General features: G+C 65.6%; 16 protein-coding genes and 1 riboswitch. Of the genes, 8 read left to right on the forward strand and 8 right to left on the reverse strand.

Features of this window, described 5'->3' with window-relative positions; genetic code table 11:
- Positions 1–19: 19 nt before the first annotated feature.
- The 3 genes from ACSS7Z_RS04040 to ACSS7Z_RS04050 all read right to left on the reverse strand — a co-directional run bounded on the left by ACSS7Z_RS04040 (position 20) and on the right by ACSS7Z_RS04050 (position 5,283).
- Positions 20–2,257 (reverse strand): sigma-70 family RNA polymerase sigma factor, encoded by a 2,238-nt coding sequence (locus ACSS7Z_RS04040; protein WP_438253201.1) that lies wholly within the window; start codon positions 2,255–2,257, stop codon positions 20–22.
- Between the two features lie 381 nt (positions 2,258–2,638).
- A complete protein-coding gene (nagA, locus tag ACSS7Z_RS04045; protein WP_438253202.1) occupies positions 2,639–3,787 on the reverse strand; it encodes an N-acetylglucosamine-6-phosphate deacetylase in 1,149 nt (382 codons plus the stop codon).
- Positions 3,784–5,283: a beta-N-acetylhexosaminidase gene (locus ACSS7Z_RS04050; RefSeq protein WP_438253203.1), complete on the reverse strand. Its 1,500-nt coding sequence runs from the start codon at positions 5,281–5,283 to the stop codon at positions 3,784–3,786. The genes nagA and ACSS7Z_RS04050 overlap by 4 nt, the downstream gene beginning before the upstream one ends.
- A 74-nt stretch (positions 5,284–5,357) precedes the next feature.
- A riboswitch (ZMP/ZTP riboswitch) is annotated at positions 5,358–5,442 on the forward strand.
- A 62-nt stretch (positions 5,443–5,504) separates the two neighbouring features.
- Here ACSS7Z_RS04050 and glyA point away from each other — a divergent pair.
- Positions 5,505–6,779 carry a serine hydroxymethyltransferase gene (gene glyA / locus ACSS7Z_RS04055; RefSeq protein WP_438253204.1) on the forward strand — a complete coding sequence of 425 codons (1,275 nt, stop codon included), beginning with the start codon at positions 5,505–5,507 and terminating at the stop codon, positions 6,777–6,779.
- Positions 6,776–7,663, forward strand: a complete 888-nt coding sequence (locus ACSS7Z_RS04060; protein ID WP_438253205.1) for a bifunctional methylenetetrahydrofolate dehydrogenase/methenyltetrahydrofolate cyclohydrolase — start codon at positions 6,776–6,778, stop codon at positions 7,661–7,663. The genes glyA and ACSS7Z_RS04060 overlap by 4 nt, the downstream gene beginning before the upstream one ends.
- Positions 7,664–7,768: 105 nt before the next feature.
- Here the strand turns inward: ACSS7Z_RS04060 and ACSS7Z_RS04065 are convergent, their stop codons facing one another.
- From ACSS7Z_RS04065 to xylA, 4 genes are read right to left on the reverse strand one after another with little or no spacing between them, the layout of a single operon-like run.
- Positions 7,769–8,311, reverse strand: a complete 543-nt coding sequence (locus tag ACSS7Z_RS04065; protein ID WP_438253206.1) for a hypothetical protein — start codon at positions 8,309–8,311, stop codon at positions 7,769–7,771.
- 51 nt (positions 8,312–8,362) lie between these two features.
- Entirely contained in the window at positions 8,363–9,082 is a 720-nt protein-coding gene (locus ACSS7Z_RS04070; protein ID WP_438253207.1) for a DUF6882 domain-containing protein, read from the reverse strand.
- Positions 9,079–10,530 carry a xylulokinase gene (xylB, locus tag ACSS7Z_RS04075; protein ID WP_438253208.1) on the reverse strand — a complete coding sequence of 484 codons (1,452 nt, stop codon included), beginning with the start codon at positions 10,528–10,530 and terminating at the stop codon, positions 9,079–9,081. The genes ACSS7Z_RS04070 and xylB overlap by 4 nt, the downstream gene beginning before the upstream one ends.
- 2 nt (positions 10,531–10,532) lie before the next feature.
- Positions 10,533–11,720, reverse strand: coding sequence for a xylose isomerase (gene xylA, locus ACSS7Z_RS04080; RefSeq protein ID WP_438253209.1), 1,188 nt, complete (start codon positions 11,718–11,720; stop codon positions 10,533–10,535).
- A 230-nt stretch (positions 11,721–11,950) separates the two neighbouring features.
- Between xylA and ACSS7Z_RS04085 the strand changes: the two genes are divergently transcribed.
- Positions 11,951–16,219 (forward strand): endo-1,4-beta-xylanase, encoded by a 4,269-nt coding sequence (locus ACSS7Z_RS04085; RefSeq protein WP_438253210.1) that lies wholly within the window; start codon positions 11,951–11,953, stop codon positions 16,217–16,219.
- 21 nt (positions 16,220–16,240) lie between these two features.
- Here the strand turns inward: ACSS7Z_RS04085 and ACSS7Z_RS04090 are convergent, their stop codons facing one another.
- Complete coding sequence (locus ACSS7Z_RS04090) at positions 16,241–17,275, reverse strand: LacI family DNA-binding transcriptional regulator (protein ID WP_438253211.1); 1,035 nt, start codon at positions 17,273–17,275, stop codon at positions 16,241–16,243.
- A 162-nt stretch (positions 17,276–17,437) separates the two neighbouring features.
- Here ACSS7Z_RS04090 and ACSS7Z_RS04095 point away from each other — a divergent pair, with 162 nt between their 5' ends.
- The 5 genes from ACSS7Z_RS04095 to ACSS7Z_RS04115 are packed head-to-tail and all read left to right on the forward strand — an operon-like array spanning position 17,438 to position 24,582.
- Positions 17,438–18,736, forward strand: a complete 1,299-nt coding sequence (locus tag ACSS7Z_RS04095; RefSeq protein WP_438253212.1) for an ABC transporter substrate-binding protein — start codon at positions 17,438–17,440, stop codon at positions 18,734–18,736.
- 8 nt (positions 18,737–18,744) lie between these two features.
- Positions 18,745–19,755: a carbohydrate ABC transporter permease gene (locus ACSS7Z_RS04100; RefSeq protein ID WP_438253213.1), complete on the forward strand. Its 1,011-nt coding sequence runs from the start codon at positions 18,745–18,747 to the stop codon at positions 19,753–19,755.
- The gene (locus tag ACSS7Z_RS04105; protein WP_438253214.1) at positions 19,752–20,642 is read left to right on the forward strand and encodes a carbohydrate ABC transporter permease; all 891 of its coding nucleotides are present in this window, start codon (positions 19,752–19,754) and stop codon (positions 20,640–20,642) included. The genes ACSS7Z_RS04100 and ACSS7Z_RS04105 overlap by 4 nt, the downstream gene beginning before the upstream one ends.
- 5 nt (positions 20,643–20,647) lie before the next feature.
- On the forward strand, positions 20,648–23,026 hold the full coding sequence (locus ACSS7Z_RS04110; protein WP_438253215.1) for a beta-xylosidase/alpha-l-arabinosidase: 2,379 nt from the start codon (positions 20,648–20,650) through the stop codon (positions 23,024–23,026).
- Positions 23,026–24,582 carry a glycoside hydrolase family 43 protein gene (locus ACSS7Z_RS04115; RefSeq protein WP_438253216.1) on the forward strand — a complete coding sequence of 519 codons (1,557 nt, stop codon included), beginning with the start codon at positions 23,026–23,028 and terminating at the stop codon, positions 24,580–24,582. Before ACSS7Z_RS04110 ends, ACSS7Z_RS04115 begins: the two co-directional genes overlap by 1 nt.
- The last annotated feature ends 31 nt before the right edge of the window (positions 24,583–24,613 follow it).

Consider the following 24,613-nt stretch of genomic DNA (forward strand, 5'->3'; position numbering starts at 1 on the left):
TTCGGCCGGGGGAGGTTGCTCAGTCGACGGCTGCGCCCATCAGCGCAGCAAGAGTCGTCGTAGCCACTGGCGCATCCGGATGATCGGTATACGAAAAAGTGACTGTCGCGCCGAGTAGCAACTCCAGGCCGCCCGGGCGTAGGTCGAATGTGGCCTGGCCATTCTCATCCAGCATCATCGCAGTCGTACCGTCGGTATCACCGGCTATTCGCGGCTGAACCCATTCGCCGGGAACGCCCGAGACAACCACGGTGATGTGGGTCTTCTTGAACAGTTCACCGGTGTCTTCGTACCAGACCGTAGTCGCGCCGAGCGTGACTGCAGCGGTTGGGACGGTAGTTTCCGGTTCATCGATGGGAGGGTCGGTCGGTTCTGGAGTCGGCTCCGGTGTTGGTTCTGGTGTCGGCTCCGGTGTTGGTTCTGGTGTCGGCTCCGGTGTTGGTTCTGGTGTCGGCTCCGGTGTTGGTTCTGGTGTCGGCTCCGGTGTTGGTTCTGGTGTCGGCTCCGGTGTTGGTTCTGGTGTCGGCTCCGGTGTTGGTTCTGGTGTCGGCTCCGGTGTTGGTTCTGGTGTCGGCTCCGGTGTTGGTTCTGGAGTCGGTGTCGGTGTCGGTGTCGGCGCGGGGGCTGGCTCAGGCGCGGGGGCTGGCTCAGGCTTCGGCGCGGGGGCTGGCTCAGGCGCGGGGGCTGGCTCAGGCTTCGGCGCGGGGGCTGGCTCAGGCGCGGGGGCTGGCTCAGGCGCGGGCTCCGGCACGGGAACAGGATCCGGCACAGGCCCGGTCGGGATATCGCCGGGAATCTCCGGCACAGGCGGAGTCTCTGGCTCGACAGGCGGGTCTGCCGGATCGACCGGCACAATCTCGACCGGCTCGTCAGGCACAACCTCAGGCCCAGGCTCAGCTGGCTTTTCCGACTCGGGCGCCGGGACTTGGTCGCCACCCTCGCCCTCTCGGCGATCTTCCTGCTCGGCGGGCCGAGTCGACGGTTGTGGAGTGGAAGCCTCAACTTCAGGCTCCGTGCTCGTGTCGGTGCCGTGCTCGGGAGCATCCTCGGCGATCTCGAGGACGAACTTCTCGTCAGCATCCAGATTCTCGTCCGGGGCGACTTCCGTTGTGATCAATGAGTCGCCCGGCACGCTGGCGCTGGACATCGACATGACGGGAGCGGCGTTGACCAGCCCCGGGACGATCGCTGCCGCTGCGACTGCGCCGGCGACGAGAACTGCCGCGGATCCGGCGCCGACCAGAGCGCCGATGCCGGTGAAGATACCACCGCCTGCTGCACCGACCCCGGTCGCGCCGCCTCCGACTGCGCCGCCGGAACCGGCTCCTGCCGTTGTGCCTCCAGCCGCCCCACTATTGCCGTGAAGCGCGCCGGTTCCTGCAGTCACTCCCGCGCCGCCGACGCTGACAGCACTACCGCTTACGGATGACGGCATCGCAGCCAGCGCCACGATTGGCACCCCGCTGCCCTGAAGCATCGCGGCGTATCCGGCTGCCCCGGCAACACCGAGCACGAGAGGGAGCAGAACGAGAGCAAGCCGGTTGGATACGTCCTTCGCCTCTGCTGCCACGATCATGCATCGGGCACACTCATCGAGGTGCAGATCAGCGCGCTTCTGATCGCGAGCGCTGAGGTTGCCGCGCGAATACGCACCGAGGTGTTCGATGGTCCAGTGGCACTCGGAGCCGTCTTTCGTGCTGCGCAGATGCGCACCGATCCACGCTTCTCGCAAGCCCTCGCGCGCACGGAATGCCAGTTGCGAGACCGCGCCAGCCTTCATCCCCAGCAGCGGTGCGACCTCTGCTGGCTTCATCCGCTCGATCTCGGTGTACCAGAGCACCTCCTGCCAGCGCGTGGGAAGGCTGCGGAATGCCTGGGCGGTGAGGCTGCGGTCGAGAGCATCGTTCGCGGCCTGGTCGGTGCTGTCCGGATCCGGGATGGTCTCGAGCTCGTCCATCGGCGTTTCGACACGCGAACGGCCCCACGATGCCGCGGTGTTCCGGATGCTGGTGAACAGATATGCACGGAACGAACCGTTCGGTCCGCCGCCTTTGAGCACCGCCTGATAGATGCGTGTGTACGCCTCTTGCACCAGATCGTCCGGGTCGATGCTGGAGGTGATCGAGCGCGCGACGGACATCCCCGACGGGTAGTGGCGTCGCCAGAGTTCACCGAATGCTGCGCTGTCACCCGAACGGGTGCGCAGGATCAGATCGGCATCGGCGGGGCCGGCCTCAAAAGTCTCGTCGTTCTGCACTGGTTTCCATTGGTCGTGAGAGACGGAGTTGCTCTCACAAGAAGAGACGCGGGATGCTGTCTTTCATCACGCGACTGGCCTATTCTCCTCGAAATTGCCTGTGATGTCACCCCTGTTCATCGCGAACGAACAACTCTCGAAAAGAATCTTCGACTTTCGCGTAATGAATCCACCAGGTCGTCGTCTCATCAAATAGAGACAGCCATCAGAACTCCACCGGGGGGCGGAGTTCGGCACCGTGCGGGGGAAATGCACGGTTAGGCGGCTCAGGTGCCTCGGGGGAGGAGTTCCTGGGCCGCCTGTCTCGCGTCTGGGGAGCGCGGGCTGCTGCTGGGGAGTGGTGGCCCGCCCCTGCGCTCAGCCCCGCGCCCGCGCCCGCGCTCAGCGCAGTGCGCCGCCCGTCTGCACGTGGACGACCTGCAGGTCGGCATCCAGCAGTACGGCATCCGCCTGATATCCGGGAATGAGCCGTCCGAGCTGGTCACCGAGACCAATAGCTCGAGCCGGCGTCTCCGTCAGCGCGCGAATCGCCTCGACGAGAGACGCCCCGGCCTGCACGGCTCGTCGCAAGGCCACATCCTGCGTCAACGTCGATCCGGCGATCGATCCGGTCTCGTCGGTGCGGGCGATGCCATCGGTCACCGTCACCTTCACCGCCCCCAGGTCGTAGCTGCCATCGGCGCTGCCGGCTGCGGCCATGGCATCCGTCACCAGCGCCACGCGTCCCGGCGCCGAGTCGAAGAGCAACTTGATCACGGGCGGGTGCAGGTGCACATTGTCGGCGATCGCCTCGAGGATTACGCGGTGGTCGGCTGCAGCGGTGAGCACGGGTCCCGGGGCGCGGTGGTGGATGCCCGGCATGGCGTTGAAAGCGTGCGTGAGGATCGTCGCACCCGCCTCGAACGCGGCGACGGCCTGCGCGGCATCGGCACTCGTATGACCGACAGCCGCGGCGGCGCCCGAAGCCACGATCAACCGGATCGCTTCGATTCCACCGGGAAGCTCGGGGGCGATGGTGACTTGGCGGATCGTGCCGCGACCGGCATCCAGCAGGCGCTGCACCTCGGAGGCTTCCGGATGCCGCAGCAGCGTCGGCTCGTGCGCACCTTTGTGTGCCGGGTCGAGGTAAGGGCCCTCGAGGTGGGAACCGACGATGTCGGCATCCGTCTGCATGAGATCGGCGATCTCACCGACCCGACGGACGAGATCATCGACGGGGGCTGTAACCAGAGAGATCACAGCTCGCGTCGTACCGTGCGTGCGATGCAGGTCGCGGGCGGTGCGGATCGCCTCGATGCCGTCGTCGAAGGCTGCCCCGGCGCCGCCGTGACCGTGGATATCGATGAATCCGGGCGTGAGGATGGCGCCGGCACCGGCAACCTCGGTCGCGTCGATCACGGCGTCAGCAGGTGCCCAATCGCTACCCGTGCCGGTGGCCGCGACGACGCCACCTTCGAACCGCACCCAGGCATCAGCGGTTTCCTCACCTTCGGTGATGAGGCGAGCGGAGTGGATCAGGGTGGTGTTCAACGGTTGCTCCAAGTGATCTCGGCGGGACGGTGTCCTCCCCAGCCTGCGGCATCCCAACGCACATCGAGATGCCCGATGCGAGAACGGAACGATGCCCAATCGCGAGAATCGGCTGATGACCAAGCCACCTCGGCGATTGCTGCGGCACGGGGGAAGAAGAGCTGGTCGATGTCGGCCAGCGAGGTGAGAGTCTCAGACCATAGCGGCGCTTCGACACCGATGATCGCGGTCTCCGGCAGACCGGCGACGATGGATGCCGGTTCCCAGCTGTACGCGGTCTCCAGATCGATGAGCGCCGCCCAATCCAGCCCGAGGGGGAAGTCCGCGTCGTACTTCTGATCGAGGTAGGCCGTATCTGACGGTGACATGATCACCGCGCCGTCGCGCTCGGCGAACCGACGAACATCGTCAGCGTTCGTGCCGGCAGGAGTTGTGCTGCCCCAGTACTGGCCGATGGTTCCCTCGGCGACCTGCGCGGATCCTGCTTCATGCCAGGCGACGGGAGTTTTTCCGAGGCGCGTGGTGAGTGCCGTGACACGTTCGACGAATGCGTCGAAGTCGGTCTGCGGTGTGCCGTGAGCCTCATCGCCACCGACATGCAGATACGGACCCGGAGTGAGCGCTACGACCTCGGTCAGCACGTCACTGAGGAACGTCCACGTCGCCTCGTCATGGATCTTCACCGACGAGTGTCCGACACCCCAGCCCCGGTACGGTTCGCCCGCCACGGGCAGGGGCTGTCCGAGTTCGCGAGCCTGTGCGCGGAGGTTGTCGGTCATCACCGGATCCTCGACGAGCTCGGGGTAGGCGAGACCGATCGCATGGGTATGGCCGGGCAGATCAATCTCCGGAATCACCATCACGTGCTGCTCAGCGGCATATCGGACGATCTCGCGGAAGTCGTCGTGCGTGTAGAACCCGCCAGGGCGACCGAGGGAAGCCGTGCTGGCGGCGCGTTCGGTCAGCAGCGGGCGGCTCTCGATATGCAGACGCCAACCCTGATCGTCGGTGAGATGCAGGTGCAGACGGTTGAACTTCAGCGACGCCGCCCGGTCGATGAACGCCTTGACGGTGTCGACATCGAAGAAGGTGCGAACGACATCGAGCATCACGCCGCGGTAGCCGAAGCGCGGCGCGTCGTCGATCGCGACGCGGGGGAGAGTCCAGACGTCATCGGCGCCGGTCAACAGCTGACGGATGGTCTGGATGCCGTAGAAGAGACCAGCGGCTGATCCGGAGAGCTCGACGGCGTCGTCGATGCGAAGTGCGTACCCCTCGCCGGTGTCTTTCGTGTGTCGCAGCACGAGGTCACCGGCTGCGGCCGGTTCTGCGACGACCGGGAGCGTGAGCCCGGTGCGTTCGGCGATCGACTTCGCGAGGATGGATGCCGCGGCATCCGTCTCGTCATTCGCGACGATGCGTGTGCGGGGGGTGAGCGTGAGCGAGCCGGGGGATTCCACGAGAGAAGCAGGGAGCGGAACAACAGGAAGGACCATGAACGAAATCTATCCTGTGGCGCTGTGTCCGCGGGGCTTCACGGCTACTGTGGGACTCGGGAATTCCGCTATGCTCGAACCGTCGCGACTGGCGTCTGGGTGGGTCACCACCGGGGAGCGACCGTTACGGAAATTCGACCGCGCGCCTGGGCCGATGCGTTTTGACGCGTCCGCTGTGCGGATGTGCTCACACGACCGAATCCTGACGAAAAGAGGACGACATGACCGACCCGTACTTCAACGCCCCGCTTTCCGAGGTTGATCCTGAGATCGCCGAGGTTCTCGAGCGCGAGCTGAACCGGCAGCGCGGCTACCTCGAGATGATCGCATCCGAGAACTTCGTACCCGTCTCCATCCTGCAGTCTCAGGGATCGGTGCTGACGAACAAGTACGCCGAGGGCTACCCCGGTCGCCGCTACTACGGTGGCTGCGAAGAGGTCGACGTCGCCGAGTCCCTCGCGATCGAGCGGGCCAAGAGCCTGTTCGGTGCCCAGTTCGCGAACGTTCAGCCGCACTCCGGTGCGACCGCGAACGCCGCCGTGCTGCACGCCATCGCACGTCCCGGTGACACGCTGCTCGGGCTGTCGCTCGACCACGGCGGGCACCTGACGCACGGCATGAAGATCAACTTCTCCGGCCGCCTCTACGACATCGTCGCCTACGGGGTGAACCCGGAGACCTCGCTCGTCGACATGGACGAGGTGCGCCGACTGGCCATCGAGCACAAGCCCAAGGTCATCATCGCTGGCTGGTCTGCCTATCCGCGCCAGCTCGACTTCGCCGCGTTCCGCGCGATCGCCGATGAGGTCGGTGCCCTACTCTGGGTCGACATGGCTCACTTCGCCGGTCTCGTCGCCGCCGGCATCCACCCGAACCCCGTACCGTACGCGCACGTCGTCTCCTCAACCGTGCACAAGACAATCGGTGGTCCGCGCTCGGGCTTCATCCTGACCAACGACGCCGACCTTGCGAAGAAGATCAACTCGGCGGTCTTCCCCGGCCAGCAGGGCGGACCGCTCATGCATGTGATCGCGGCCAAGGCGACCGCGTTCAAGATCGCGGCGTCGCCGGAGTTCAAGGAGCGCCAGGAGCGCACCGTCCGCGGGGCTGCAATCCTCGCCGAGCGACTCACCCAGCAGGACGTGAAGGATGCCGGCATCGCCGTGCGCTCTGGCGGAACCGACGTGCACCTCGTGCTCGTCGACCTGCGTGACGCCGAGATCGACGGCAAGCAGGCCGAGGATCTGCTGCACGATATTCACATCACGGTCAACCGCAACGCTGTGCCGAACGACCCGCGTCCGCCGATGGTGACGTCGGGCCTGCGCATCGGCACCCCGGCGCTTGCGACCCGTGGTTTCGGCGACGCCGAGTTCACCGAGGCTGCCGACGTCATCGCCTTGGCGCTGCTGCCGGGCGCCGATGTCGAGGCTCTCAAGGCGCGCGTCGATGCTCTCACCGGTGCGTTCCCGCTCTACCCGGGGCTGCAGCAGTGACCGCTGTCGTCCTCGACGGCAAAGCGGCCTCCGCGGAGATCAAAGCGGAACTGACCGAACGCGTCGCCGCGCTCAGGGCGAAGGGCATCACGCCCGGCATCGCAACGGTGCTCGTCGGCGCAGATCCGGCATCCCAGTTGTATGTCGGGATGAAGCATCGGCAGTCCGAGGCGGTCGGAATGAACTCGATCCAGCGTGAGCTACCGGCGGATGCCACACAGGAGCAGGTCGAATCGCTGATCGACGAGCTCAACGCCGACCCGGACTGCCACGGCTACATCGTGCAGCTGCCGCTGCCGAAGCACATCGACACCGATGCGATTCTCGAGCGGATCGACCCGGACAAGGACGCCGACGGCCTGCACCCGACCAACCTCGGTCGGCTTGTGCTCAACGTCAACGCGCCGATCCACACGCCGCTGCCGTGCACACCGCGCGGCGTGATCGAGCTGCTGCAGCGAAGTGGATACGACCTCGCGGGGAAGCACGTCGTGGTCGTCGGACGCGGGGTGACTATCGGGCGGCCGATGGGGCTGCTGCTGACGCGCCGCGACATCAACGCGACCGTGACCCAGGTGCACACCGGCACGCCCGACATGTCGCCGTACCTTCGTCAGGCCGATGTGATCGTCGCCGGTGCGGGTGTGAAGCACCTCATCCGTGCGGAAGACGTGAAGCCGGGGGCAGCTGTTCTCGACGTCGGCGTCACGCGCGAAAGCGACCCGGAGACCGGTAAGAACAAGGTCTATGGCGATGTGCATCCTGATGTCGCCGAGGTCGCCGGTTTCCTGTCGCCGAACCCCGGTGGTGTCGGTCCGATGACCGTCGCCTTGCTCCTGACGAACGTGGTCGAGGCCGCGGAACGGCTTGCTGCCGCGGACTGACTGTTACACCTGTCGGACCCTGTGACGCATGTCGGAGAGATTCGGCGAGAACCTCCGACATTCGTCACAGGCTCCGCGGAATGCAACAACGCGGCGGCCCGCCGGCTACAGGTTGTCCAGCATCCGCCGCTGTTCGGGCGTCAGACCATCATTCAGTTCGGCACGCCCCGAGGATGCCGCAGGCGACGGCGGCATCGAATCGGATGCCGTCGTACCCGTCATCTTCGACCGCACCGACCCGATCACGGCGCCGGTCTTCGCTTCGATCCGATCGTCTATCTGGTCGTAGATCACCCAGGCGATGAGCAGGTAGACCGGCGGGAGAACGTAGCCCCAGAACCATCCGTGCACCGCGACACCGCTGAAGATAACGGTCAGCACCCACACGATCAGTTCGACGACGAACACGAGCACGTACTGCACGAGCTTCTCGCCGAACCTCGTGCGTGCGCTGGCCGACTTCGCGGCTGACTGGCGGAACAACTTCAGCAGCAGGGGCTTCAGCGCAAGCGTTGCCAGTGTCAAGACGACCGCTGCCCACAGTGCATGCCAGCCGACCTGCACGCTGCGCATGATCAGTCCGATCAACAGCAGCGCTGCCACGTTGAACACATACAGCGAGACGGCCCGCACCAGCCACTTCTTCATGTTCACAGCATGTCACGTTCGCACCGGACGGCGCGAGAACACCGAAGAGATTTAGGCTCCGAGTGTGCTTTCCACACCGATGACTCGAGCCTGCTCGTCGAAGCGGAAAGTGGCTTCGCCGCTGGCGTCGCTGACAGTGGCACCCGAGAACTGCTCGTCCGTCCACTGCATGTTCCAGCCGGCGAGGCGAGCGGCATCCCACACCGCCGAGCGGGCGTCGCGCAGCGCGAGGCTTTCCAACAAGCGGGGCGCGGCGATCACGGCATCTCGCACAGTGAGCGGATCGAGGGGAGCATCCAGCAGGAAGACCGCGCGTGTGCCGCCATCGATCGGAGCCGAGTAGTACGGCGAGCGTCCGGTGATCTCCACCGCGACGTTGCCGACCTGGTGTGCGGCCTGCGTCATCCACTCATCGAGATCGTCGCCGGTGTCTTCGGGGAAGAGCAGCTCGGACTGTGCCAGCGCTGCGATGTCGTACTTGATGCCATAGTCGCGCAACTGTCCGGCGATGCCGTTCGGGTCGCCCTGCGGGTGCGCCCACGCCCACAGCAGCGATCGTGGCCCCGGAGCGATCGTCGCCACCAGGTGTGCAGCGCTGACCAGCTGCTGCTCCGGATTCGCATTGGACGTGAAGGTGAGCGTTCCCGCTGTCATGTCCGCATCCCAGCGGTGCTCACCGAGTCGCTCGGCGGCGGCGGTGAGCGCCTCCTGTCGGAGAGCGACGAACAGTGCGGCGCGATCGGCGAGAGGCTGCAGGGCTGCGAAGGTCATGCTTCTAGTGTGGAGGCTCCGCCTATGAGTTCGCCACTTTTGCTCACTTCGAGCCGCGCGGCGTACTGCTCGCGGATGATCGGCTGAGTTTGCGCATCGACACGCGCGGTGATCGCGACCGACCAGGTCGGCACGGTGCCGGTGAGGCCCCAAGCCGCCTGGATTGCAGCGCCCATCGCGACGTACTCGCCGGGAGCGGGCACCACGACGGGGGCGTCGAACACCTGCGCCGCGATCCGTGCAACGGCCTCATTCTGCGCCGCCCCGCCCACAAGCAGGATGCGCTCGGCACTGACACCGTGGCTGCGGATGCGGTCAAGGCCCTCAGCCAGACCGCACAGCACGCCCTCGATCGCAGCGCGGGCAAGGTTCTCACGGCTGGTGGAGCCCAGTGTCATCCCGAACAGGGTCGCCGTGGCATTCGGCAGATTCGGTGTGCGTTCGCCCTCGAACCAGGGCTGCAGGACGAGTCCGCCGGCACCGGGTTCTGCCGCCAGCGCCAGCCGGCCGAGTTCATCGTGATCGACACCGAGCAGGGATGCCGTGGCATCCAGCACACGGGCCGCGTTGAGCGTCGCCACCAGGGGAAGGAATCCACCGGAGGCATCAGCAAAGCCGGCGACGGTGCCGGAGGCGTCGGTGACAGCGACATCAGTCACTGCGAACACGGTGCCGCTGGTACCGATGGAGACACCGATATCTCCGCTGCCGGCGCCCATTCCGAGAGCTGCGGCGGCGTTGTCTCCAGCGCCACCGGTGACGAGGATGCCGTTGTGCCCCGAGACGTGATCGGAGGGGCCGAGGACCCGGGGGAGCACGATGTCAGCGGCATCGCGACGCAGCGCGATCGACAGCAGCTCCCGGTCGTATTCGTTTCTGGCCGGATCGAAGTATGCGGTGCCGCTGGCATCCGATCGATCGGTGACGAGCTCGCTGAGCACGGCGCCGAGCGGTGATTGGTCTGCGGGACCGTAGCCGCGCAGACGCCAGGTCAGCCAGTCGTGGGGGAGCGCGATCGCCGCGATGCGGGCGGCATTTTCGGGTTCGGCATCAGCGACCCAGCGCACCTTGCTCGCCGTGAACGATGCGACCGGCACGACGCCGGTGCGCCGAGCGTATTCGGCGGCTCCGACTTCGGAGTCGAGGGCTGCTGCTGCGTCTGCGGAACGGGTGTCGTTCCACAGCAGTGCCGGACGGATGACGTGACCGGCGGCGTCAAGCGCCACCAGGCCGTGCTGCTGGCCGCCGACGCCGATGGCGGCGACGTCGTCAAGGCCACCGGCATCCGTGATCGCGCTCTGCAGCGCGTCCCACCAGGCGGCGGGATCGACCTCGGTGCCTTCCGGATGCCCGGCACGGCCGGACCGGATGACAGCACCGGAGTCGACATCACGGATGACGACCTTGCAACTCTGCGTCGACGAGTCGACGCCGGCGACCAGCGTCACGATCAGCGTGCGCCGAGCAGGTGCTCGGTAGCGAGCTGCTGCAGACGAACGAACCCGAAGCCCTTGCCGCCGAGGTAAGCGTCGGCGTCGAAGTCTTCGTAGGCGCTGCGGTCGGCGAGGAAGTCGTCGTATGTCTCACCGTCGTTCAGCGTGGGCTTGGCCAGCTCGTCGACCTTGGCCGCGGCGAGTGCCTCCTGCACTTCGGGATCGGCGCGGAAGGCCGCAGCACGCTCCTTCAGCAGCAGGTAGGTGCGCATGTTGGCGGCGGCAGAGTCCCAGACGCCGGTCTCGTCTTCGGTGCGCGACGGCTTGTAGTCGAAGTGGCGCGGTCCGTCGTAGGCCGGGACACCGCCAGGGCCGCCGTTTTCGAGCAGGTCGACCAGTGAGAATGCGTTGTGCAGGTCGCCGTGACCGAACACGAGGTCCTGGTCGTACTTGATGCCGCGCTGACCGTTGAGGTCGATGTGGAAGAGCTTGTCGTGGTACAGCGCCTGCGCGATGCCGGCGGTGAAGTTGAGCCCAGCCATCTGCTCGTGGCCGACCTCGGGGTTAACGCCGAAGAGCTCGGGGCGTGCAAGCGAGCCGATGAACGCGATCGCGTGGCCAAGCGTCGGCAGGAGGATGTCGCCGCGGGGCTCGTTGGGCTTGGGCTCGATGGCGAAACGGATGTCGTAGCCCTTGTCGGTGACGTAGTCGCCGAGGAGGTTCACGGCCTCGCGGTAGCGCTCCAGCGCCGAGCGGACGTCCTTGGCCGAGTCGTACTCGGCGCCCTCGCGGCCGCCCCACATTACGAACGTCTTGGCGCCGAGCTCAGCACCGAGGTCGAGCTGGCGGAAAACCTTGCGCAGGGCGAAGCGGCGCACGTCGCGGTCGTTCGAGGTGAAGCCGCCATCCTTGAAGACCGGTGCGCTGAACAGGTTGGTGGTGACCATCGGCACGACCAGGCCGGTGTCGGCCAGCGCGCCCTTCAGACGATCGATCTGCTTCTGGCGTTCGGCATCGGTCGAGCCGAAGGCGAACAGATCATCGTCATGGAAGGTGAGACCGTAGGCGCCGAGTTCGGAGAGCTTCTCAACTGCATGTACGACGTCGAGACGCGGCCGGGTCGGACCGCCGAACGGGTCGGTGCCGTTGTAATCGATGGTCCACAGACCAAAGGAGAACTTGTCTTCGCGGGTGGGGGTGACCATGACGGCTCCTTCTTGCGACGCGTCGTCGCGTACGTAAATTGTTGCTGTTCACAACCTATAGCAGGATGGGCACCTACGTCCAGCGCTTCCGGCGCTCGAAAGGTGTCCGATGGTGTCCGTCGAAACTATCGGCGGACTGCACGTAACTTTCTGGTAACGGGTTGACACGGGTGGGGGCTTACTCCATATGTTTGGGCCAACGACAAATCATCTGCGCAAAGGAGCGCCCCGTGCAACGTCGATCAACCCTGCTGGCATTCTCCGCCGCCGCTGCTCTCATCGCGGCCCCACTTATCCCTATCTCCGCTGCTGCGGCAGATCCTGAGATCATCTCGAGCGTCGATTTCGAGGACGGTACGACCGGCGACTGGTTCGCCAGCGGCGACCCCACCCTCACCGTCACCGCCGACCCGAACGGAGGCGCGGGTCAGGTACTGAGCGTGGCCGACCGCACCGAGACGTGGCACACGCTGCAGAGCCCTGAGGGCCTATTCACCGAGGGCGTGACGTATACGCTCTCGGCGCGAGTGCTGGTACAGGATGCTGCCGCGCAAGCCCGATTCCTCGTCAAGGATGGCTATCACTGGGTCGCCGACAAGGCGATCCCCGCGGGGGAGTGGACCACGATCTCCGGCACGTTGACCGCAGACGCGGATGACACGCAGGTCTACATCGAGGTGGACCCGGCGACATCATCGTTCTATCTTGACGATGTGCTCATCACGCGTGCCCCCGCGCCCGGCGGAGGAGATTCCGACGTCGCCCCTGGCGGCGCCGTCGACCCGACAACCACACCGGTCAGCCTCGCCTCCGGCAGCGGGAACGTCTCTGCCCTCACATTCGATGACGGACCCAACGGTGCCACCACCGCGGCGCTGCTCGATTATCTGAAGGCCAACGACATCCACGCGGTGTTCTGCGTCATCGGCCAGAACATCACCGCGCCCGGCGGTGCCGATCTGCTCAGGCGCACCGTCGCCGAGGGGCACACACTGTGTAACCACACCACGAGCTACACGGACATGGGTTCCTGGGATGCCGACAGCATCCGCACCGATCTCGTCGAGAATCTGCGCATCATTCGCGAGGCGCTCGGCGACCCTGACGCACAGGTGCCGTTCTTCCGCGCGCCCAACGGCAGCTGGGGCGCCACTGCCGCCGTCGCTGTCTCGCTCGGCATGCAGCCGCTGGCCGTCACCAACACGATTAACGACTGGGCAGAGACCGACCCGGCCGTACTCACCGAGAATCTGCGCACCGCGATGAAGCCCGGCGAGATCGTGCTCGTGCATGACGGCGGCGGTGACCGCGAACCGTCGCTGCAGGCGGTCGCGACCGTCGTCGACGAGCGGCTGGCCGACGGCTGGGTCTTCACCCTCCCGCTCGGCACTCCCGCCCCGCAGCAGACGGGCGCACTCATCGACACGAACTTCGACGATGGCGAGTTGGACGGATGGTTCGCCCGCTCCGGATCGGGAGAATCGGCACCGACCATCTCAGTCGTGCCAGGCGGTGCCGACGACTCGGCATTCGCCGCGCAGGTCTCCGACCGCACGCACGAGGGTGACGGCATCCAGTTCGACGTCGTTGACGTGCTGCTGCCAGGAAATACCTACCTGCTCGAGGCCGCTGTGCGCTTCGCCGAGGGCGCAGACGTCGGACAGGGGCTGAGTATCTCGATGCGTACCGTTACGGGCGAGTCCGCCTCGTACGCCAACCTGCTCCAGATCGAGGATGCCAGCGCCGAGGTGTGGACCACCGTGTCCGGTGAGTTCACGGTGCCCGCCTACGACACGGCCGCCGAACTCTATGTCGAGGCTCGCTACGACAGTGGCAATACCTCGGCGTTCCTGGTCGATCAGCTGCGCGTGAGCGTACCGGAGCCGAACCCGGTCGACACCAGCCTGGTGCCGATCAAGGACACCGTGGACTTCCCGGTCGGTGTCGCGATCGATTCTCGGGAGACGAGCGGAGCCGCAGCCGACCTGCTGCTGCACCACTTCGACCAGATCACGCCTGAGAACCACATGAAGGTGGAAGCCTGGTACGACGAGAACGGTGACTTCCAGCGCAACGCCGAGGCAACGGCGCTGCTGGACTTCTCGCAGCAGAATGACCTGCGAATGTATGGACACGTGCTGCTGTGGCACTCGCAGACGCCGGACTGGTTCTTCCAGGATGACTCCGGACGCGAACTGACCGACACCGATGCTGACAAGCAGATCCTCCGCGACCGTCTTGCGACCCACATCGACAACGTGGCCCGATCGATTTCTGATGACTACGGCCTGTACGGCTCATCGACCAATCCGATTATCGCGTGGGACGTCGTCAACGAGGTGGTGGCGGATCAGAGCACTGACGATGGGCTGCGCACGAGCCGCTGGTATCAAGTGCTGGGCGAGGAGTACATCCCGCTCGCTTTCGAGCTCGCGGAGGAGGCCTTCAACAATACGTACGCAGCGTCGGGCACCGATCGCCCGGTGATGCTCTTCATCAACGACTACAACACCGAGCAAGATCGTAAGGGCGCGCAGTATGAGGCCCTCGTGAAGAGACTGTTGGCAGCTGGAGTGCCATTGGACGGCGTGGGCCACCAGTTCCACGTCTCAATCAACACCACGATCGCGTCGCTGCAGGGTGCGCTCGACCGATTCGCCGGCCTCGGCTTGCTGCAGGAAGTCACGGAGCTCGACGTCACGATCAACCCGGCCACAGAGGCTAACCGGATCCGGCAGGGATACTTCTACCGCGATGTGTTCCGGCTGCTGCGTGACTATGACGCGGCGGCACCGGATGCGGAGAAGGTGTTTGCCGCCACTATCTGGGGTCTCACCGACAACCGCTCATGGCGATCTGAGCAGGAGCCACTGGTGTTCGGTGCCGGTTTGCAGGCCAAGCCCGCCTATTACGGAGTCATCGATGATCCGGATGGCCTGCCGGCGCTGATCACGACCGCGAACGTGTTCGCCGGTGACATCGCGCTGACCGATGGATTCGCGGGCGCGATCGAATGGCAGAACCTGCCAGAGAACGTGCTGACCGGAGACGTGGGTGGGTTCCAATCGCGCTGGAGCGATGACCACCTGACCGTTCTGGTTCGTAGCACGGTCGCCCCAGACCGTGTCGAGTTCACCTATGGCGACCAAGAGTTCGTCTACCAGAAGGATGCCCCGGACTCCGTCCCCGGTATCGAGACCGTTGTCGAGGGTGAGCATCTCATTGCGGTGCACGTGCCGCACAGCGAGGTCGTCGAGGGCTCCTCGGCGAAATTCGATGTGCGTGTCATCGTCAACGACTCGGTCGCCGGCGCATGGAATTCGCCCGGTGAGACGGGCCGGCTCACATTCCTGGAGCCGCTCTCCTACCTGGAGATCCCGGAGCTGCCTGCCCCGACGGTCGATGGCATCGTCGACGAGGTGTGGGCAGATGCCGCCGTGGCGCAGACGGCGAGGACGGTCGAGGGGGATGCGAGCGGCGCCCAGGCGCAGGTGCGCACGCTCTGGCAGGGGAACCAGCTCTACGTGCTGTACGAGGTGACCGATCCGGTCGTCGACAACAGCAACAGTGATGCATGGAACCGCGATTCCGTTGAAGTGTTTCTCGATCTGGGCAACACGAAGGCTGGGACGTACGGCCCGAACGACACGCAGATCCGGATCACGACCGACGGGGACCTGTCGTTCGGCACGGGCGATGCCGCGCTGCAGCAGGCACGTGTGGCCAGTAGCGCGACGGCTCTGACCGAAACTGGATATGTCGTGGAGGTCGCGATCGACCTCGTCGGCGAGTCTGGCGGTCAGAGCGACGTTCCACTCGGCGGCCTCAACACCTTCCATGGACTGGATTTCCAGGTCAATGATGGACGAGACGGCGCCCGCTTCGCCGTGCACACCTGGGCGGAGCCGACCGGCACCGGATACCAGAACACCGCACGCTGGGGCGTCGCACGCCTGGTGTCGGCCGAAGAGCCGGGCGAGCCGGGCGAGCCGGGCGAGCCGACGGAGCCGACGGAGCCGACGGAGCCGACGGAGCCGACGGAACCGTCGGAACCGACGGAACCCGGTACGCCGACGGAGCCGGGGGATCCGGGCGAGGATGGAGTGGTCGTCTGGGCGACGGTTGACGTCGGCGACGGCAGCGTGGAGCAGGGTGGAGCCCTGCCTGTGACCGTGTCGGGTCTGGAGCCCGGTCAGCAGATCACGGCGACGCTGTTCAGCGATCCGATCGAGATCGCCGGCATCTCCGCGGCTGATTCCTCAGGTCGGGTGGCCTTCGACGTGTCGATCCCTGCGGATCTGCCACTCGGTGCACACACCCTGGTTATCGCGTCCGGGGAGCTCGAACCGATCAGTGCGGAGGTCAGGGTCGTTGCGCCCGGGCAACTCGCCGTCACCGGTGCGCAGCTACCGTGGGGCATCGCATTGGCGGCCGCCCTGCTGCTCGTGATCGGTGGGATGCTGGTGGCCATGCGCCCGGCTCGGCTGGGGCGTCGATGACGCCGAGGCGGAGGTGGGGAATCAGCGCACGCTCGGGGGCGCGGCGACGCTCTCCCGCACGGTGAGGCTGGCAGGCAGGCGTCGATGCTGCTGCTCGACCGTGACGCCGGTGAGGAGGGAGACGAGGATGCGCAGGGCCTCCGCGCCCATCAACTGAAGGGGCTGGGTCACTGTCGTGAGAGGCGGGGAGCTGGTCGATGATTCCGGAATGTCATCGAATCCGATGATCGAGAGGTCGTGCGGCACCCGTAGACCCAACTCGTGCGCGACCTCCATGACGTGCAGGGCAGAGAGGTCGTTCGCGGCGAAGATGGCCGTCGGGCGTTGGTCGGCGGGCAGTCCCAGCAGTTCGTGGGCAGGAGCGTCGGTGAGATCGGCTCGGTAGCCTCCGACCCGGTCGAGAGCGGGGTGGACCGGGATGCCTGCTGCCTCGAGTGCCTGCAGGTACCCCTCGCGGCGCAAGCGGGACGATTCGAGTCCGGGCCGCCCGCCCAGGTGGGCGATGCGACGGTGGCCAAGGCCGATCAGCAGCTCCGTCGCCGCGCGTGCGCCGCCGATGTTGTCGCCGTCGACAGTCGGTACGCTCTCGGCTCCGGAATGCGGGTCGATGGCAACCACAGGGATGCTGGTGCCGTTAGTCATCGACATAGTTGGTGCCACGACCACCGCACCGTCGATGAGCGTTCCGCCCAAGCGGGACAGTGAGCGCCGCTCCCAGTTCGTGCGTTTGCCGTTGTCATTGCCGCCGGCGTAAGCGAGGAGTTCATAGTCGGTCGCCTCGGCTGCCCGAGAGATCCCCTTCAGCAGCTCGGTGGAGTACGGTTCGAAATCGGCCAGCAGCACGCCGATGACGCCAGTGCGTCCGCGGCGGAGGCTGCTTGCGACGATGGAAGACTCGTATCCGAGGTCCGCGACGACGGCGAGGACGTGCGCGGCAGTGGTGGCGGCGATGCCGTCCTTGCCGTTGATCACCTTCGACACGGTTGAGACGGAGACTCCCGCGACCCGTGCGACATCGGTGATCGTTGCGCGACTAGGGCGAATATTAAGGTCCACATCGTGATCGTAACCGCCGGAGCGGTCGATCGGGTGGATTTACGAGGTGTTTGGAAAACGTTATCGATATCGATTGACTAAACGGTGCCGAGTCTGGCAATGTCAAGAATTGAACCGCTCAGGGAGCGGTCCCACGATCTGTCAAGGATGACGAAAGGGCTGATGATGACACGCAAGACGCGAGGCGCGACAGCAGTTGCGCTGGGGGCCGGCATTGCGATGCTGCTGTCCGGCTGTGCAGGTGGCGGAGGCGACCAGGGGAGCGACGGCGGAGACGTCACGCTCACCATGTGGCACAACTCCACCACCGGAGATGGCAAGCAGTACTGGGACGATGCTGCGGCCGCCTTCAAAGAAGAGAACCCCGAAGTGACCATCAAGGTCACCTCCATCCAGAACGAAGACATGGACGGCAAACTCCAGACCGCCGTGAACTCGGGCGACATGCCCGACATCTTCATGGCTCGCGGTGGCGGCAAACTCGCCGACATCGTCGACGCAGGCAAAGTGAAAGACCTCACCGGACTGATCGACGCCGATGTGAAGACCGCATTCGGCGAAGCGCCGTTCGCAGCATTCACTGTCGACGACAAGATCTACGGCATGCCCAGCGCCGTGCTCCCCGGCGGCATCTTCTACAGCAAGGACCTGTTCGAACAGGCCGGAATCACCGAAGAGCCCAAGACCCTGGATGACCTCGAGGGTGCTGTCGACAAGCTCAAGAGTGCTGGCATCGCGCCGATCGCTCTCGGTGCGAAGGCAGCCTGGCCCGCCGCACACTGGTACTACTTCTTCGCGCTGCGTGCCTGCGACAAGGCCATCGTCTCCAGCCTCGCCACCAATCCCGATTTCACTGACGAGTGCTGGCTGACCGCCGCTGAGAACCTCGCCGACTTCGCCGGCATCGAGCCGTTCAACCAGGGCTTCTTGACCACGTCCCCGCAGGAGGGCGCGAACTCGTCCGCCGGACTGCTGGCGAACCACAAGGCAGCCATGGAACTGATGGGCGCCTGGAACGTCGGTGTGATCGCGAGTCTGACTGCCGACGAGCAGCCGCTGCCGGACCTCGGCTGGTTCCCGTTCCCTGAGGTGAGCGGTGGCGACGGCGGAGCCGGAGCGATGATGGGTGGCGTCGATGGCTACTCGTGTTCAGCCGACTCGCCCGCAGCGTGCGAGGAGTTCCTCAACTTCGTCTCGACAACCGAGTGGCAGGAGAAGTACGCGGTGGCCTTCCAGACCATCCCCGCTTCCCAGGACGCCACGGGCGCCGTCACCGACCCGTCACTGGTGCCGTTGATGGAGGCATACGCGCAGGCGCCGTACGTCTCGCTGTGGCTGGACACCGCGCTGGGCCAGAACGTCGGCAACGCGCTCAACGTCGGCGTCGTGGAGATGCTCGCCGGTCAGGGCACCCCCGACAAGCTCGTGGAGCAGATCACCACCGCTGCGGCGAGAGGCTGATCGGGGCGATGATCGAAACCCAGGTGGCGGCGGTCGCCGTGCCTGAGAAGAACGTTCGTGCTGGGGCCGACAACTCGTCGGCCCCAGTGCGTCGACCGCGACGCGTCGACTGGCGCAAGCGCGGCGAGATCGCGCTTCTCTCGGGCCCCGCTCTGATCGTCTTCGTCGGCTTCGTCATCTTCCCGGTGATGATGGCGGCGTTCTACGGCTTCTTCAAATGGAACGGCTTCGGCTGGCCGACCGAGTTCGTCGGACTGGATAACTACATCCTGATCTGGCAGGACGACACGTTCCGCGAGGCGGTGACGCACAACTTCGTCATCGTGGTTCTCTCGCTGATCATGCAGGGGCCGGTTGCGATCCTGTTCGCGCTGCTGCTGAACCAGAAGATCCGCGGCCGCTCCATCATCCGCGTGCTCATCTTCATGCCGTACGTGATCTCTGAGGTCATCGTCGGTATCGGGTGGAGCCTGATGATGCAGGATGCGGGCGCTGTGAACTCCCTGCTGGAGAAGTGGGGTCTGGGCGAGTTCCAGCAGTCCTGGCTGGCAGACCCGTCCATTGCCATATGGACGCTGATGGTCATCATCACCTGGAAGTACATCGGCTTCGCCGTGATCCTGATGCTTGCCGGCATGCAGTCGATCCCGGAGGAGCTCTACGAGGCTGCGGCCATCGACGGCGCCAGCTTCTGGAAAATCCAGTGGCACATCACGCTGCCGCTGCTCGGGCCGACCCTGCGCATCTGGGCGTTCCTGTCCATCATTGGTTCGCTGCAGCTGTTCGACCTCGTCAACATCATCTGGGGCCAGTACATCGCTGCGACCGCCGGCACATCCACGATGGCGACATACATGTACCAGAACGGACACCTCGCTGGCAGCTACGGCTACGGAAACGCCGTCGCCGTGATGCTGTTCCTCATCTCCCTGGTGATCGCCCTCGTCTACCAGCGCTTCGTGCTGCGTCGTGACACACAGGGCGCCGTGACCGGAGAAAGCGGAAGGAAGCGCAAATGACCACCGAGAGCTTGCCCACTTCCGTGCTCGTCCAGCCCTCTGGACCGCGCGGCCGGCGACGGTCGCCGAAGGTCCGCTGGGGGAGCCCCGGCATCTACCTGATCGCGATCGTGCTGATCACGATCTGCATCACACCGGTGCTGTACATCATCGTCGGCGGGTTCCGCACGAACTCCCAGATCACGCTGGACCCGTCCGGGTTCCCGGCGCCCTGGCAGATCGCCAACTATGGCGACGTGCTGGCCAGCTCGGAGTTCTGGACAGCGATGATCAACTCGACCATCGCCGCCGTCGGAACCACCCTCGGTGCGGTGTTGCTGGGCCTGATGGCCAGTTACGTGATCGCCCGCTACGACTTCGGCGGCCGGGGCGTGATGTACTCGCTGTTCGCCGCGGGTCTGATGTTCCCGATCACGGTCGCGATCACGCCGCTGTATCTTCTGATCCGCAACCTCGGACTGGTCAACAGTCTGGCCGGCATCATCCTGCCGCAGATCGCCTTCGCCCTGCCGACGACGATCATCATCCTCGTACCGTTCCTGCGAGCGATCCCGAAGGAGCTCGAGGAGGCAGCATCCATTGACGGCGCGTCCCGTCTCGGGTTCTTCTGGCGAATGGTGATCCCGCTGAGTCTGCCCGGCGTCGTCACCGTCGGCATCCTGGCCTTCGTCGGCTCGTGGAATGGCTACATGCTGCCGCTGTTCATCCTCAACGACTCCAGTCTGTTCACGCTCCCACTGGGCGTGCAGAACTTCGCCTCGCAGTACTCCGTCGACACCGCGCGTGTGCTCGCGTACACGTCGCTGTCGATGGTGCCCGCACTGGTGTTCTTCAGTCTGTTCGAGCGCCGTATCGTCGGCGGACTCACCGGGGCAGTCAAGGGCTGAGCACAATGAAAGAGAGATCCGTGTCGAATACGACAGCGGGAGTTCCCGCAATGCCTGCAGTTTCCGAACGCGTCCGTGCACTGCACGCGCGAATGACTCTGGACGAGAAGCTGGCGCAGATCGTCGGGTACTGGCTCGACCAGAACGGTATGGCAGCGCCCATGCAGTCCGAGATGGCTGCCGGGCAGAAGGACGCCGGCCAGCTCGCCGAGGTGACCAAGCACGGGCTGGGCCAGTACAGCCGCGTGTATGGCACGAGGCCGGTGGATCCGGACGAGCGCGCGGCATGGCTGTGGGATGAGCAGCGCCGGCTCAAGCGCGAGACGCGTCTGGGGATCCCCGCGCTCGTGCACGAGGAGTGCCTGACAGGTCTCGCTGTCTGGAAGGCGGCCGCTTTCCCCACGCCGTTGGCCTGGGGAGCGTCGTTCGATCCGGAGCTCGTGCACGAGATGGCCGTTGTCATCGGTGAATCGATGCGGGAGCTGGGCATCAACCAGGGCCTCGCGCCGGTGCTCGACGTCATTCGCGATCCGCGCTGGGGCCGGGTGGATGAGTGTATCGCTGAGGATCCGTACGTCGTCGGTGTGCTGGGCACCTCCTACGTGCAGGGGCTTCAGGCGACCGGCATCCATGCGACGCTGAAGCACTTCGTCGGTTACTCGGCTACACGCGCCGGCCGAAACCATGCTCCTGTCTCTGCCGGTGCACGCGAGATCGCAGACGTCTTCCTGCCGCCATTCGAGATGGCGCTGCTTGATGGCGGCGCACGCTCGGTGATGAACTCCTACGCGGAGATCGACGGGGTGCCGCTCGGGTCGAGCGAGGAGTATCTGACCGAGCTGCTCCGTGAGCGCTGGGGGTTCGATGGCGTCGTCGTCGCCGACTACTTTGCCGTCGCGTTCCTCGAGGTGATGCACGCCATCGCCGCCGACCGTGGGGCTGCTGCAGCTGCCGCTCTCACCGCCGGCATCGATATCGAACTGCCGACCGGTGACGCGTATCTCGCGCCGCTGGCGGAGCGCATCCGTGCGGGCCAGTTCGATGAGGCCCTCGTTGACCGTGCCGTGCTGCGTGCGCTCGCGCAAAAGGAGGAGCTCGGGCTGCTGGAGCCGGATGTCTTCGAGGATGAGGCTCCGACGAACATCGATCTGGATTCGCCGCGCCACCGCGACGTCGCTCGGCGCCTCGCTGAGGAGTCGGTGGTCCTGCTCTCGAATGACGGCATTCTGCCGATGAGTGCGGATGCCGGAAAATCGCGGGTTGCCGTCATCGGGCCCAACGCCCACCGCGCAGAAGCGCTAATGGGCTGCTATTCCTTCGCCAACCATGTGCTCGCCCACCACCCGGAGTTCCCGATCGGGATCGAGATCCCCACCGTGCTCGAGGGCGTTACCGCAGAGTTCGGAGTGGATGCCGACGTCGTCTATGCGCAGGGTTCCGAAGTGGAGGGCGATGACCGGTCGGGCTTCGCCGCTGCTGAGGCCGCCGCAGCCGGCGCTGACGTCGCAATTGTCGTCGTGGGAGATCAGGCCGGCCTGTTCGGTCGCGGCACGGTCGGCGAAGGCAACGACTCGGAGAGTCTGGACCTGCCCGGCGTGCAGCGCGAGCTCGTCGAAGCGGTTGTGGCCACGGGTACGCCGGTGGTCATGGTCATGCTCACCGGACGCCCGTATGCGATCGGCTGGGCACTCGACGGTGACAAGCGCCCGGCTGCCGTCGTGCAGTCATTCTTCCCCGGCGAGGAAGGCGCATCCGCGTTGGCCGGAGTGATCGCTGGACGCGTCAACCCCTCCGGCCGGCTGCCGATCTCGCTGCCGCGGTCAGCCGGCGCACAGCCGTTCACCTACCTGCATCCGCCGCTCGGTGGCCGCTCCGAAGTCACCTCTACCGATCCCACACCCGTGCGCCCCTTCGGATTCGGGCTGTCGTACAGCGCGTTCTCCTACGGGGATTTGGCTATCGACGAGGAAGTGGCGGCGGGTGCTGCCTTCGGCGCCGCCGTGACGGTGACGAACACCGGCACTCGGGTCGGCGACCATATCGTGCAGCTCTACGGGCACGATGTCACCGCATCGGTGACGAGGCCGGTCGTGCAGCTTCTCGGATTCCAGCGCGTGACGCTGGCAGCCGGGGAGTCAGCGACAGTGTCGTTCTCGGTGCCGACGCAGCGGTTCGCCTTCAGCGACCGATCGATGACGCGTATCGTCGAGCCGGGCGCGGTCGAGGTATGGGTCGGCGCGGATGCGGCAGCGAGCGAGGCTGCGGGAACGGCGACTGCCAGGGCGACGCTGAAAATCACGGGCGATGCCCACGTGATCGCGCCGTCCGATCGCCGGGTTGTCACCGCCGAGGTGCACGTCGCCGCCGTCGAATTCGCGCGTTGATGGCGATTGTTCAGAATCCGATTCTGCCGGGGTGCTTTCCCGACCCGACGATCTGCCGGGTCGGGGAGGAGTACTTCCTCGTCACCTCGACGTTCGAATATCAGCCGGGTCTTCCCGTGCAGCGCAGTCGTGACCTGGTCAGCTGGGAGCTGATCGGTCATGTGATCGACCGTCCGGGAATGCTCGACATGGATGGGGTCAGATCCTCCGGCGGCCTGTACGCTCCGACGCTGCGATTCCATGACGGTCTGTTCTGGCTGGTGTGCACGCTCGTCGGCCAGAACGACGGTTCGCCCGGCGGCAACTTCGTAGTGACGGCGACCGACCCCGCAGGCCCCTGGTCGGATCCGGTCTGGCTCGATGTCGACGGTATCGATCCCTCGATCTTCTTCGATGATGATGGCCGGATCTGGATGCACGGTACCCGTCTCGCCGCTGAACCTCAGTGGCATCACCAGACTGAGGTGTGGTTGCGCGAGCTGGACCGCGAGAGCATGACGCTGGTCGGTGAGGAACACATCCTCTGGCATGGCGCGGTGCTCGGCGCCGTCTGGGCGGAGGGGCCGCACCTGTACAAGATCGACGGGACCTACTACCTGTTGGCTTCTGAGGCGGGCACTGAGTTCCATCACGCGCTGTCGGTTGCGCGGGCAGAGACAGTGACCGGGCCCTACATCGGTAACAGGGGCAACCCCGTGCTTACGCACCGTCACCTGGGGCGCGGTTCTGACATCGTCGGCGTCGGGCATGCGGATCTCGTACAGGCGATCGATGGCAGCTGGTGGTCGGTTCTGCTGGCGATGCGCCCCTACGGCGGCTATCACTACAACCTCGGCCGGGAGTGCTTTCTCGTTCCGGTGTCGTGGGAGGACGGTTGGCCGGTGTTCGCGCCGGGGCAGGGACGTGTTCCCTGGTCGGTGGATGTGCCGTTCGCGTCCGAGCAGACGCGGGGCGTGATGCAGGGTGCCGCCTCCGGGGTGGTTGCCGCCGATGACCCGCGCTGGACATCGGCCAGGGCGCTGCCTGCGCAGATCGCGCACCCGGAGGGCGACGGGTGGGAGTTGCCACTGCGCACCTCGACACCCGTCGACGCCACGGTCTCAGCGTTCCTCGGTGTGCGTCAGCAGCATCGTGATGTCGATGTCGTGACGACGCTGTCATCCGATCTTCGGGGCGGCGAAGAAGTCGGGCTCATCGTCCGGCAGTCCGAGAACGACCAGGTGCGAATGTCACTGAGCGCCGTGGCGCACGGCACCCGCGTCGCGGTGATGCATCGCCAGGCGGGAGCGGAGACGCTTCTTGGTGAGACGATCGTGGATGCTTCGCCCTCAGCGGGACTCGATCTGACACTGAGCGTCCGGGAACAGGAATATGCGTTCGCGGTGACTGTTCCCAGCGGTGAAGTGGTGGCTGTCGCCGTTGCCGACGGGCGCACGCTCGACACCGTGGCCACGGGCGGATTTCTGGGTCTGTGGTTCGGTGTCTACGGCACGAGCAACGGGGCCATGACGAGCACAGTGCTGAACGTGCGTCGATTCGAATACACGCCGCGCTGAGCATCCGGCATCCGATCGACGTTCCTGCGGA

This window comes from Microbacterium wangyouchuni (assembly GCF_051546305.1).
Classification (GTDB): Bacteria; Actinomycetota; Actinomycetes; order Actinomycetales; family Microbacteriaceae; genus Microbacterium.

Bases quoted from the DNA above. Each gene is read 5' to 3' on its own strand.
- xylA (WP_438253209.1), bottom strand. From the start codon at position 11,720: ATGGTCACCCCCACCCGCGAAGACAAGTTCTCCTTTGGTCTGTGGACC.
- ACSS7Z_RS04070 (WP_438253207.1), bottom strand. From the start codon at position 9,082: ATGACCTTCGCAGCCCTGCAGCCTCTCGCCGATCGCGCCGCACTGTTC.
- ACSS7Z_RS04065 (WP_438253206.1), bottom strand. From the start codon at position 8,311: ATGAAGAAGTGGCTGGTGCGGGCCGTCTCGCTGTATGTGTTCAACGTG.
- ACSS7Z_RS04050 (WP_438253203.1), bottom strand. From the start codon at position 5,283: ATGGTCCTTCCTGTTGTTCCGCTCCCTGCTTCTCTCGTGGAATCCCCC.
- ACSS7Z_RS04105 (WP_438253214.1), top strand. From the start codon at position 19,752: ATGACCACCGAGAGCTTGCCCACTTCCGTGCTCGTCCAGCCCTCTGGA.
- ACSS7Z_RS04100 (WP_438253213.1), top strand. From the start codon at position 18,745: ATGATCGAAACCCAGGTGGCGGCGGTCGCCGTGCCTGAGAAGAACGTT.
- ACSS7Z_RS04115 (WP_438253216.1), top strand. From the start codon at position 23,026: ATGGCGATTGTTCAGAATCCGATTCTGCCGGGGTGCTTTCCCGACCCG.
- ACSS7Z_RS04110 (WP_438253215.1), top strand. From the start codon at position 20,648: ATGAAAGAGAGATCCGTGTCGAATACGACAGCGGGAGTTCCCGCAATG.
- glyA (WP_438253204.1), top strand. From the start codon at position 5,505: ATGACCGACCCGTACTTCAACGCCCCGCTTTCCGAGGTTGATCCTGAG.
- ACSS7Z_RS04095 (WP_438253212.1), top strand. From the start codon at position 17,438: ATGATGACACGCAAGACGCGAGGCGCGACAGCAGTTGCGCTGGGGGCC.